General features: G+C 43.4%; 9 protein-coding genes. 7 read left to right on the forward strand and 2 right to left on the reverse strand.

What is annotated here, in order from left to right; genetic code table 11:
* Positions 1-613 precede the first annotated feature (613 nt).
* Positions 614-2,305 (forward strand): methyl-accepting chemotaxis protein, encoded by a 1,692-nt coding sequence (locus tag CTT30_RS17080; RefSeq protein WP_252037236.1) that lies wholly within the window; start codon positions 614-616, stop codon positions 2,303-2,305.
* Positions 2,306-2,344: 39 nt separating this feature from the next.
* On the opposite strand, the gene CTT30_RS17085 is transcribed toward CTT30_RS17080, so the two are convergent.
* Positions 2,345-2,833, reverse strand: coding sequence for a peptide-methionine (S)-S-oxide reductase (locus tag CTT30_RS17085; RefSeq protein WP_239864519.1), 489 nt, complete (start codon positions 2,831-2,833; stop codon positions 2,345-2,347).
* 274 nt (positions 2,834-3,107) lie between these two features.
* On the opposite strand from CTT30_RS17085, the gene CTT30_RS17090 reads away from it, so the two are divergent.
* Positions 3,108-3,761: a Qnr family pentapeptide repeat protein gene (locus tag CTT30_RS17090; RefSeq protein ID WP_252037237.1), complete on the forward strand. Its 654-nt coding sequence runs from the start codon at positions 3,108-3,110 to the stop codon at positions 3,759-3,761.
* Between the two features lie 9 nt (positions 3,762-3,770).
* Here the strand turns inward: CTT30_RS17090 and CTT30_RS17095 are convergent, their stop codons facing one another.
* Positions 3,771-4,478 carry an SDR family oxidoreductase gene (locus CTT30_RS17095; RefSeq protein ID WP_252037238.1) on the reverse strand — a complete coding sequence of 236 codons (708 nt, stop codon included), beginning with the start codon at positions 4,476-4,478 and terminating at the stop codon, positions 3,771-3,773.
* A 281-nt stretch (positions 4,479-4,759) separates the two neighbouring features.
* Between CTT30_RS17095 and CTT30_RS17100 the strand changes: the two genes are divergently transcribed.
* From CTT30_RS17100 to CTT30_RS17120, 5 genes are all read left to right on the forward strand, one after another.
* Positions 4,760-5,755, forward strand: coding sequence for an ABC transporter substrate-binding protein (locus CTT30_RS17100; protein WP_252037239.1), 996 nt, complete (start codon positions 4,760-4,762; stop codon positions 5,753-5,755).
* A 3-nt stretch (positions 5,756-5,758) separates the two neighbouring features.
* Positions 5,759-7,120: a diguanylate cyclase domain-containing protein gene (locus CTT30_RS17105; RefSeq protein WP_252037240.1), complete on the forward strand. Its 1,362-nt coding sequence runs from the start codon at positions 5,759-5,761 to the stop codon at positions 7,118-7,120.
* 189 nt (positions 7,121-7,309) lie between these two features.
* Positions 7,310-7,918 carry a DUF6198 family protein gene (locus CTT30_RS17110; protein WP_239874883.1) on the forward strand — a complete coding sequence of 203 codons (609 nt, stop codon included), beginning with the start codon at positions 7,310-7,312 and terminating at the stop codon, positions 7,916-7,918.
* A 474-nt stretch (positions 7,919-8,392) separates the two neighbouring features.
* Entirely contained in the window at positions 8,393-9,538 is a 1,146-nt protein-coding gene (locus CTT30_RS17115; protein ID WP_252037241.1) for an efflux RND transporter periplasmic adaptor subunit, read from the forward strand.
* Between the two features lie 9 nt (positions 9,539-9,547).
* Positions 9,548-12,667: an efflux RND transporter permease subunit gene (locus CTT30_RS17120; RefSeq protein WP_252037242.1), complete on the forward strand. Its 3,120-nt coding sequence runs from the start codon at positions 9,548-9,550 to the stop codon at positions 12,665-12,667.
* Positions 12,668-12,698: the final 31 nt, after the last annotated feature.

Raw genomic sequence — 12,698 nt, forward strand, 5'->3', positions numbered from 1 at the left:
CTTTTCCATTTAATTTGTGTGGTTATTGATTGCTTTAACCACATTGCAATTGCATATTGCAATGTGGTTGCAATATGCGTTTTGTTTTTTTGATTTAATGGCTTTTATTACCCGATTTTCTCTCAAATCGATCATTAAAGTACGATTTTGTCTCTGGCACATAATTTGTAAACATTCTGTTAAATCCTGTTGCATATCAGCTATCAGAGCCATGTTCAAGAAAGTGTCTGACAGGGTTATTGCATAGAGAATGTGCTCAACAGCCAATTTTGAGCCCTCTATGCGCTAGCAAAAGAGCAAGATGGCTTCAGAGCCAAGTGATTAAAAAAACAGTATGGTTTTTGAAGTAAGAGAGTTAGGAACCATAAGTGGAAATGTTGGAATTTGTGCCTGTCAGTGGAACGATTCAACGGCTTAAGCAAAAGCAATTAGAACGGACTCTGTCAAAGCATATAGGGCAATGTAGAGAATAGATCATCATTCTGCGAGCTATAAACACCTGCCAACCCAACATTCGTCACATTAGTTCTCACGACATACATTCGCTTGTTACAACGCGGAAGTCAGTGATGCGAATTAAAGTGTTTCGTTAGAAAGGATTGAGGGGATAGATATGCTATCTAAATTAACCATTGCCCAAAAGGTGTATTTACTTGGGTTTTCCCAATTGCTTGCCATGATGATTATGGGCGGTTTTGCCCTTTATCAAATGAACAAGATTGGTAACGAGCTGGTTGATATCGCAGAAGAAGATATCCCGTTAACTAAAATGTTGACGGTGGTGACAGAGCATCAGTTGGAACAAGCGATTCTGTTCGAAAGAGCACTCATTAAAGCGATCCGCGTTGAGCAAGGAATGGCCCAGATGAGCGTATTCGAAGAAGCCAAGAAAAAGGTTCATGACCTGACGGTCAAAACCGAAAAAGAACTCTATGAAGTTGAACAGTTCATCGAGAAAGCCATACCACTGTTGCACTCAGTTGAGGCGCAAGAAAAATTCGAGAAGCTTCTTGGCAAGCTGAAAGTTGTCGAGAAGTCTTACAGCACGCTTGTTGGTGAAGTTGACAAAACAATGGACTACGGCAGCAATGGTCAAATCGAAGAGATGCTTGAGTTCTCTAAGAAAGTGGAAGCACATGAAGATGAAATTGATAAATCGTTGATTTCGATTCTTGATGAGGTGCACAACTTTACTCTCGCCAGTGCACTGCAAGCTGAAGAGGATGAGAAGTATGCGATCAAGTGGATGACGATCATTGCTTCAGTGTCGATAGCTTTAGGTGTTCTTCTGCCTTTCTTGGTCACATGTGCTATTCGTACGCCAATCTTAAATTTAATTGATAGATTAAAGCAGGTTGCTGAAGGCGATGGAGATTTGACTATTCGACTCGACGATTCTTCTCGAGATGAAACCGGAACAGTAGCGAATGCGTTCAATCATTTTTTAGGTGTGTTGATAGGAACAATTTCGCAAATCAATGGACAGGCGCGAGAGCTTGGTGGATCTTCACAAGTTGCCGTTACCGCTATGCAGCGTACGTTACAGAACGTTGAAAAGCAGCGTTGCGATATCGAGCAGGTGGCGACAGCGATTAACCAAATGAACGCGACGACACAGGAAGTGGCGAACAGTACGGCCAACGCGTCTTCGGTGACTGATGAAGTTCGAAAACGCGTCATGGATGGTCAGAAAGAAGCGCTAGCAACTCAGGAGGTTATCCAAGAGCTTGCGAATGAGGTCACCACATCATCTGGTGTGATTGAAAACCTTGTTTCTGAAACCAACAATATCGGTCAAGTACTGGAATCTATTCAAGGTATCGCTGAACAAACTAACTTGCTTGCTTTGAATGCTGCCATCGAAGCGGCTCGCGCAGGTGAAACAGGGCGTGGATTTGCGGTGGTTGCGGACGAGGTTCGCTCACTCGCTCAGCGCACTCAAGAAGCAACGGTGGATATTCAGCAGCTAGTCGATACGTTGCAGTCTGAAGCAAGAAATGCTGTTTCGAGTATGAAAAAGGGGACAGATACCGCAAAACTTTGTTTAGAGAAGAGTTCAGAATCTGCCAATACTTTTTCAATTGCTGCAGAATCAGTCAATCAGATCGCAGGGCTTAACTTACAAATTGCTGCTGCGGCTGAGGAGCAATCAACGGTTACTCAAGATTTGGATAATAACTTGACCAGCATTAAAACTCTTGCAGAAGAAACCGCGGAAGAAACGAAGAGTACAGCCATGGCGAATGAAGCAATCGCCAAGCATGTCAATGACTTACACACTAATCTCAGCAAGTTTAAAGTTTAGGAGCCTCCTCCTAAATAGCATCAAGGCTAGTGTATTACTCTAGCCTTGGTTGTATTGATTCTTATACTTGTGCAGTAAGTCTATCGAAATGTGGCAATAATCGTCTGGGTAGAGGGTCAGGCGATCCTGATGCTCATCATCGCTTTTGACATAGTTGGTCAGCGGAAGTATCTCTACCACAATACGTTCGCGATCTGAGCGAGACTCAATAAAGCCCTGAGCCTGAGTTAAATGCTTATGGTTTATGCTATATACGCCAGTGCGGTATTTTTTACCGATATCTTCGCCTTGCTTGTTAAGGCTGTATGGATCGATAATTTCAAAGAAGAAATCCATCAATTCCAGAACTGATACTTTTTCAGGGTCAAACTGAGTGCGGACGCATTCTGCATAGCCATCATATTCCCCTTTGGTATCCTGACTAGTGCCATTGGCTCTCCCGGCTTCAGTGAGTAATACTCCTGGCAGGTGCTTCATAAACTCCTGTACACCCCATAAGCAGCCACCAGCAAAATAGATTTCTTCCATTACGTTATCTCTTGAGATTCACTGCCGTGTATTAGAGCAAAACTGCTCCAAATGCTCTACGCCTTTTTACTTTTTAAAACGGTCATCTGAACAGTGATTTAAAGCTTTAAACTTTTTGCGCCTTCGAATTTCAAAGTAGAAGGCTCTTAAATCGCCATTTTGATGCCTTAAATTGGCGATTTTAGGGTGTTTTAAGTGCTTGATGTTTAAGGTTTTATTTTTATGGAAAAACAAAGGCTTAGAGTGCTAGTCTTGCGCCAACTAAGGAGAACACATGTCTATAAAAGATCAGACGTATCATCAGCAAGACTTCTCTCATCAGGACTTACAGCAGCAGGTGTATGAGGGTTGTCAGTTCATTAAATGCAACTTTGACCGAGCGGATTTACGTGATGCAAAGTTTATCAACTGTAAATTCATTGAAGCGCAAGCGCTGGAAGGGTGCAGCTTCCAATATGCCAACCTCAAGGATGCCAGTTTTGAAAACTGTATGTTAGCCATGAGCCAGTTTGTTGGTGCAGATTGTTTTGGTATCGAATTGAGAAAGTGCGATTTAAAAGGTGCGAACTTTCAGCGTGCGAATTTTGTGAACCGTATTAGCCATTCAGCTTACTTTTGTTCGGCGTACATAACAGGGTGTAACCTGAGTTACACCGACTTCGAGCGCGCATTACTAGAAAAGTGCGAGTTGTTTGAAAATCGTTGGAGTGGTGCCAACCTGTTCGGAGCCAGTATGCTGGGTGCGGATTTGTCGCGTGGTGAATTCAGCAAAGAGCAGTGGGGCACATTTAACTTGGAAAGCGCAGACTTAACTCATGTTGACCTGGAGGGTTTAGACATGCGTAGGGTCTCACTCAATGGTGTGAAGATCTGTGATTGGCAGCAAGAGCAGTTACTGTCGAAGTTTGGTTTGATTGTCATTGCTTAAACCTATGCTTCACCAAGGCAGTTCTTCACCGCTATAAGAAAGAAAGCTGCCGCTGATATCTGATGTTGCTTCGGAAATGATCTTGACGAGAACTGCGGCCACTCTATCAGGTTCAAACAGTTTTCCCTCTGGTACATTGGCTTGAAAAGGTTTTGATAATTCGGTGTCCGTTGTGCCTGGATGTAGTGAAAGGACACATGCTTTGGGCATAGTTCTTCCCCATTCAATACTGAGGGTTTTAAGTAGCATATTGAGTGCCGCTTTAGATGAGCGATAGCTATACCAGCCTCCCAGTTGATTATCTTTAATGCTGCCGACTTTAGCTGAGATAGTTGCGAGCTTTGGCTGGCTGCTATGCTTGAAGGCGCTTTGAAAGTGTTTGGCGATCAACATAGTCGGCATCGCATTATTCATGATGTTTTTCAGGTAAAAATCGGGATCAAATGATTTGAGGTTCTTTTCGGGCCCGTGGTGCTTATCATGCAACAATCCAACCGCGTTAATAATCCAATCTAATGACTTTATTTCATTAGCTAGCAATTGTACTTTCGCTTCGTTTGTTACGTCTAGTTGATGCCAAATGATTGCTTCATGTGAGCTCGGTGGTCGAGTATTTCTATAGGTTGCGTGCACTTCTGTCGAAGGGATTGTTTGCGCTAAATGCTGACAAATTGCGTGGCCTATGCCACCGTTTCCACCAAAAATTAGTACTTTCATCGGATACCCTAAAATTAAGCAGTGTGGTTGAGGGATATATGTATAACTATGAGTCTGATTTGTTCTTACGTATTCTAGGTGAGGGGAGTTTATTGCTAACTTTGTTAAATACGTATTATTTCTGAGAGTTATGACTTTTTAGTGATTTATTGTGATTTCCTTCACGTAAACGGTAAAGAATTACACTGAACCCTATAAAAAATGGTGCCTTCTTTCAAAGATCATAAATCTATAAGCTAACTTTATATGAGCTAGGTTTCTTAATTTAGAGCGGGTTTGTCATGCCACTTGTTAAATGGAATTTATTGGCTTTAGGTCTTGGCTCTGTATTGATAGGTGTAGCGGCTTTTGGGGTCGTTAAATATGAATGGCAGGAAGAGTCTAGTAACCACCAAATAAGAGTTGGTGTCTCTCTGACCCCACTCTCTTCGCCTTTTCTAATTGCTGAGCATCTCGGCTTTTTTGAAGACTATGATCTTGATGTTACTCTTTACCCTTGTGTCGGAGGCCTTGCTTGCACTCAACTGATGCTAAATCGTGATGTAGAGTATGCGACGGCTTCCGAATCCGTAGTCATGTTCCAGAGTTTCGAACGCAATGATTTGGCCCTGCTGGTCAGCTTTGTTGAATCCGACAACGATTTGAAACTGTTGACGCTGGATCCTTCTGGAATCAAAGATTTAAGCGCTTTACAGGGTAAAAAGGTGGGCGTGATAAAAGGTAGTGCCAGTGAGTTTTATTTCGATGCTATTTTAATCGCCAATAATCTCAAAAGTCTTGATGTCGAAAAGGTCTACCTTCAGCCTCATGAGCTGGTTCCCGCTTTATTGTCTTACCGTGTGGAGGCCATTTCAGCATGGGAGCCTATGGGGTATAAAGCGGATATTCTATCTGCAGCTGAAGTGTTGAATTTAGGGACTCCAGGGGTTTATCAACTCTCTTTCAACTTACTATCGACAACACCTTATCTCGAGTTTGCTGGCAAAGAACCTACGTATTTATTACAAGCTATTGATGATGCTGTAGAGTGGATTAATGCCAATCCTAGTCAGGCTCTAAGCATCATTACCAAGCGCCTAAATATTCCAGAAAATCAGGTTAAATGGTCTTGGGAGGACTATGTTTTCCGCCTATCTTTGGGCAATTCTTTACTTTCCAACCTGCAATATCAAGCAAGATGGGCAGTAGAAAGTGAGTTGGTCGCGAATGAACAACCCGATTTTAGGAACCTTTTTTTTACTCAACCCTATCAGCAGATCATTGCTTTGCGAGAGTAAGCCATGTTGGATTCATTGTTTAAGAAGTTGTTTGTTCTATCGACCACTACACTGATGCTGACTTTGTTCATCATTATCTCTTTTGCAAAAGTATCGGATGAGCAACGTAAGACAAAAGCCGAGCTGGATCAGATCATTGATTTGCAGTTGTGTGTCGATTTGCTCAGAAGTCAGCTGTGGGTTTTTCTTCAATTTGGTGATGAGCCTAGCCTTAATCAAGTCGAGTTAGCTCAGGCGGAATTAGCCACGAAATTAACTGCCTATAAACAAAATAATAGTCTGCTGGGTAATATCCAACGTATGAACCGCAGCTTGAACGCGCTGCTGAATAAAGAGAAACAAGTCTACTTCTTATCAATTAATGGCTTGGATGATCAGAACTCTGGGAATATTAATGCTCGGGGGTTGCTTCACTCTCGCTACAATATGATTGTTCAGAATATGACGGAAGAACTCGCTTATGTTCATCAGTCGGTACTTAATCGTAATGCAGACAGCCTTCACCAAGTGATGTTCTATGCCGCGGCTTGGTTGGTCATCTGCTCAATCTTAGTCAGTGCAACGGCTTGGTTAATTGCTTTTCGCTTCAAATCAGGTGCAGAAGCCATGAAAAACGCGATGGTTGACTTGGCTGAAGGGAAATTAGACTCGAAAGTAGAAGCAGTGAAAATGGACACCGAGTTTCGAATCATGGCGCAGTTTTTTAACCAGATGACGTTGTCATTGTGTGAAACTACGGTGACTAAGCAAGAGTTGGAAGAGGAGGTGATGCGTCAAACGCAGCAACTTAAGCATAAGCAGGAACAACTGATCTTTTTATCTGAACATGACCCACTGACTAACCTAGTTAATCGCCGAGCTTTTGATAAAGCACTAGAAAATGCCATCGTGAAAGCGAACCGAACTCAATGCAAGCTGGCTATTTTCTTCATTGATTTGGATGACTTTAAATCTGTGAATGACACCTTTGGGCATGAAGCTGGAGATGCCATTCTTATTGAAGTTGCCAGTCGTATTACTGCCGCCATTCGAGAGTCTGATTTTGCAGGGCGCTTTGGTGGCGATGAATTTGTTATCTGTCTTGACCTATTACATGATTTTGAAATTGTTGCGAAAAAGGCAGAGCAATTACTGGATGCGATCAACGCACCGATTGAGTTTAATGGTCGAACGCTTAAGGTTGGGGCGAGTATAGGTGTCAGTTACTTCCCTGAGCAAACCAAGAACAAAGAGGTGTTGTTAAGTATGGCGGATGAAGCCATGTACAGAGCAAAGCGGATGGCAGGTTCGGTTTGTTTTGATGGTAAAACAACCGTTTGTAAAAAAGGTTCTCAATCAGTTAGGTTAACATCAATCAATGATTAATCTGGTTATCAACATCGTTTGAAATTGCTAAATAGTGTTAGGGCATATCTTAAGGAATTGTAAACCTTCTTAAACACTCAGCTATTAACAGATTTAACGCATTATCTCGACATTATTGTCAATTATCGACATCTTATCCGCGTTTGGCTCATGCATAATTTGTGAGCTGTATTAGGATAGGAAGCCAAAATGGATAAAGAACATAGTTTGCGAGAGAACTTACTCGCGCTGATTTTAGGGAGTGCTCTGGTTTCACTTGGAGTAATTTTCTTCAATAAAGTCGGTTTGTTAACTGGTGGTACCGCAGGGCTATCGATATTTCTGACCAAGGTAAGCGATTTCAGCTTTGGTCAGGTGTTTTTTGTACTTAACTTACCGTTCTATGCCTTGTCGATTACCCGTATGGGCTGGCGGTTTACCGTGAATACTTTTGTCGCTGTAAGCATTGTTTCCCTTGCTGTCGATCATCTCCATCATGTCATAGAGATTGCTCGTATCGAGCCTGTATACGCTGCACTGCTAGGAGGAGGCTTAATAGGTATGGGGATGTTGGTTATCTTCCGTCATAAGATGAGTCTAGGAGGGTTTAACATTCTCGCGTTATTTCTTCAGGAGCGTTTTGGTATTCGAGCGGGTAAAGTCCAAATGGCGCTCGATTGCTCGATCGTTGTTTTATCTCTGTTCATCGTTGATATTTCCTTGATTCTTCTCTCTGTTGTCGGTGCGATAACGACAAACTTGATTCTGGCAATGAATCACAAGCCTGGACGCTACCAGCCTCAGCCGATAGCCCCTTAATTTGGAAGATTGAATAAGGGTTTACGGCTTAGCATCATGCTAAGTCGTAACCGGCGACTTCGATTTCAGGCACAAAACATTTCCTTGTGTTGCCGTAGGAAATAGACTTCCCCTATCAAATAAACAGATCTTGCTCTTCCCGTGGCCGTGCTGAATACATCAACTTTATGTAGCTGTCAGGAACCTAGAGGTAAATTTCGCCAACATGTAGACATATTTACCTTATTTATGTTTTTTGGTGTGGCTTGTTTTTATTTAACTTATTGTATTTTAAATGCTTTGTTGTTGGCATTGTCTTTGCTGAAAACTTTTCGCTAAGTCGGTTCTTTAGTGAAACGAATGAACAATAAAAAGCATAAATGATATGGATATTTATTATCTATATGATGTCGAAGCTAGTGCTGACTCGTATAAAAATATGTCTGACGATAATCAGGTAAGAACAATAGGCTGTCATTCTAATAAGGATTATTTATGCAAATTAAGCCGTTACGTTGGTTGCTTCCCTTTATTCTTCTAGGAGGGGCTTATGCCGGCTATGCTACGATTACTGCGAGTGCTTCTGAAGGATCGGGAACTAAGCCAGAAAAGAAACCTCTCATGGTCACGGTATCAACAGTACGCTCAAGTGACCACAAAGTACTTATCACAAGCTATGGAGAATTGGTTCCTGCTGAAGTGACTCAACTTTCAGCTCAGGTTTCAGGAGAAGTGGTCAGCTGGCACCCCAATTTTGTTGTTGGTGGAGTGGTAAAAAGAGGGGAAACACTCTTCTCTATTGAGCGCGATAATTACCAAGCAGCAGTGCTTCAAGCAGAAGCGAATCTAGCAAGTGCTCAAGCGGCGTTAATCGAAGAAAAAGCCAAAGCCGAAGTGGCTAAACGGCAGGCAAAAAACCTACCAGCCAAACAGGTGACAGAACTCTATTTACGTAAACCTCAGGTTTTAAGCGCGCAAGCTCAGGTGAAATCAGCGCAAGCTGCACTCAAGCGAGCTAACCGTGATCTTGAACATTGCAATGTTGTTGCTCCGTATGATGCGTTAGTGGTATCCCGAGATATTGGTGTCGGTCAGTATATTTCCGCAGGTGCGCATGTCGCAACGCTGAACAATGTCGAGGCCGCGGAGATACATATTCCGATTGCAGGATTCGATAGTGCGTTCCTACCTAAGAACTATGCTGGCATAGCCGCCAATGTTATACAAAGAGGCATTGTGGATATCCAACGAGAGGGAGTTATTGCGCGTGATCTTGGTGTTGTCGACAGTGCGACGCGAATGATCAATATGGTTGTGCGTGTTGATGACCCATACGCGATTGAATCGAATGCGTCACCGCTCAAGTTTGGCTCCTACGTTGAAGTTCAGTTTGTTGGTAAAGAGCTTAAGCATATTTACCGTTTGCCTCAAGAACTGGTCAATAATCGGCAGGTGTGGGTGGTGAATGAAAATAATGAGCTTGAGCCTCGTCTTGTCAATGTGCTAAGAGCAGAGCAAGAATTTATGTTAATCAATGAGGGCCTGACGGACGAAGATAAGATCGTACTTACCGTCCCTGAATACCCACAGCAAGGGATGCGAGTTGAAGTCGCAGCCACCCAAACAGATTTAAACCTGTAGGAATGGCACATGGATGATTCAAAACAAAAAGGGCTGATTGCCTACTTTGCTCATAACCCGGTCGCGGCCAATTTACTTATGGCATTTGTGCTCATTGTTGGGACGGTCAGTTTCTTTTTTATTCAGCGTCAAATGTTCCCTAACATTGAAGTGAATTACATTAACGTCAGTGCTCAGTACCCAGGTGCATCTCCGCAGGAAGTTGAAGAGAGTATTCTGATTAAACTCGAAGAGTCTTTCAAAGATGTCACTGGGATCAAAAAAGCGGTGACGACGGCCTCTCGTGGAAGCGGAGCGATAGAAATAGAGGTCGATGTTAACCAAGATGTTGAAGACGTACTGGATAAAGTCAAACAGAAAGTGGATTCTGTTTCCAACTTCCCAGCGGGTATGGAGCCGATTCAGGTCTATCAATTTGAATATCGCCAGGATGTGATTGAAATGGCGTTGGTTGGTGACCGCTCACTGATCGAGCTCAAACCGATAGCCAAACACATCGAAGACGAGCTACTTCAGCTACAAAACGTAGCCTTGGTGGATCTCAGTGCGCCAGAATATGAAATTGCTATTGAAGTTGAACCACAGATACTTCGTAAATACAGCCTGACTTTAAATGACATCACCCAGGCGATTCAACGTTATTCCGCTAACTATTCCGCTGGTGAGGTGAGAACCAATGCAGGGATGATTTCGGTTCGTATCGAAAATCAGTATTACAACGGAGAAGAGTTCCGCGATATCCCGGTCAAAATAGGCGCAAACGGTGCCAGAGTATTACTGCAGGACATTGCGACCATCAAAGACGGTTTTACTGAAGATGACCGATACTTCAAATATTCCGGTGAAAACGCAATTTACCTCTCTGTAAAAGCGACTAAAGACCAGAATATGGTGACGGTTGCAGAATCAGTGAAGGCCTATATTGAGCAGAAGAATACTCAATTGCCGTCGGATTTGAAGATCAAAACACTGGTGGACATGACTTACTATCTCAATGCTCGCCTCGATATGATGCTGAAAAACCTACTACAAGGTGCGGTGCTCGTTGCGCTCATGCTGAGTTTATTTTTGCGCGTTAAACTGGCCATGTGGGTAATGATAGGGTTACCGGTGTGTTTTCTTGGTGCGGTTATGCTAATGCCGGCGATTGGCGTCAGTATCAATATTGTGTCCTTGTTCGCGTTCATTATGGTCTTGGGTATAGTGGTCGATGACGCGATTGTAATTGGTGAAAGTGCCTATTCTGAAATAGAGAAGCGTGGCGGAGGGGTTGATAATATCGTCCGTGGTGTCAAGCGTGTCGCGACGCCTGCGACCTTTGGTGTGTTGACGACGATTGCGGTATTCGCCCCTTTCTTGATGTCAAAGGGGATCGAGCGAGCGTTTTTCTTTGGTATTGCCGCTATTGTGATTCTTTGTCTCATCTTCAGCTTGATTGAGTCAAAGCTGATCTTACCGTCACATTTGGCACATTCGAACTTTAAGCCGATTAAAAAGGGAAGCTGGCGAGATAGATTCAACCAGCGTTTCTTTAGTTTTGTGAATGGTCCATACAAGCGCTTTGTGACTTTCTGTACGTATTGGCGATGGAGCGTATTTGCCAGTTTTACGGCACTTTTAGTGATCAGTGTGGCTCTAGTGATGGCGAACTACGTCAGGATAATTCCCTCCCCTAAAGTGCCACACGATTTCCCAAGTATTAAGTTGGTGATGAATGACAAAGTGTCGAGTGAGCAGACGATTGACGCACTGAAGTTAATAGAAAGTACGGTGCTCAACATTGATGATGAGACGGAAAAACAAACCGGTCAGAAAATGATTCGCGACATTCTGACCTTCAGTCAGGGGCGCAAAGAAGGGCGTTTGGTGATCCCTTTGGTGGATCAAGAGCTGCGCCCTTTCAATACCTTTGAATTAGCTCGTCGTTGGCGTGAAGCGCTACCTGTGATCCCTGGCCTAAAAATGCTTACTGTTTCAGACAATGTGAATGATGATGAGAAAGGCGACGAGTTTGGCTTTCTGCTGTATGGCTCTGATATCGATACACTCAATGCGGCGGGAAGAGCGTTAATCCTCGAGCTTAAGCAGCAGGAAGGTTTGTTTGATATCTCGTCTTCCATTGATGCTGGTAGTCAGGAAGTTTTGTTATCTCTTGCGCCTGTGGCTTATGACTTAGGGCTTAGCCTGTCCGATATAGCTCTGCAAGTCGGTGGCAGTTTTTACGGTGGTGAAGCACAACGGGTGTTGAGGGATGGGGAAGAGGTCAAAGTCATGGTTCGTTACCCGCAACTGACCCGAGAAGCATTTGCCTCTTTACGTTATGCGGTCATCACAACCCCGGAAGGTAAGAAAGTGATGTTGGGTGATGTGGTGGAAATTAACCAAAAGCCGGGAGTAAGCAGTATTCGCCGTGAAGGCGGTTTCCGCAGTGTGTACGTGTATGGCTCGATTGATGAAGAGTTGGTTGAGCCTAATGAAGTTGTCGGTAGAATCCACGAGCAGATCATTCCAGATATCTTAGTGAATTATACAGGGGTAAAAAGCCAGCTTGGTGGCACTATTGAAGAACAGCAAGCTCAACAAGATGAGCAAAAAATCTTTTTCGTTGCCGGGATGATCATTGTTTATATTTTGCTTGCGGTGCCATTGAAGAGTTATACCCAGCCACTGATTATTATGTCGGTTATTCCATTCAGTTTGACAGGAGCCATTTGGGGGCATTACTGGTTCAGTCTCGATCTGAGCATGATGTCTACGTTTGGTTTGATCGCGGCTGCAGGCGTTGTCGTCAATGACTCCTTGGTAATGACTGACTACGTTAACCATCTACGAACAAAAGGGATCGCCATCAAAGAAGCGGTGATTGAAGCAGGGTGTGCAAGGTTTAGAGCTATCACCCTCACCTCGATTACCACCTTTGTTGGTGTATTGCCTATTATGTTTGAAACCAGCTTACAGGCACGGTTTGTGATTCCGATGGCGGTAGCGCTCGGGTTTGCGGTGCTGTTTGCCACATTGCTAACCTTGGTGTTGGTACCATGTTTATACTTGATGCTTGATGACATCAAAGGCATATTTCGCTGGGCTAAGCATAAGCTGATACACAACCGCAAAACTGCATTTGAATAACAGACGAACAACAAGGGAGCAAAAAGCGCCC

Origin of the sequence: Vibrio coralliilyticus (assembly GCF_024449095.1) — a bacterium.
GTDB lineage: Bacteria > Pseudomonadota > Gammaproteobacteria > Enterobacterales > Vibrionaceae > Vibrio > Vibrio coralliilyticus_A.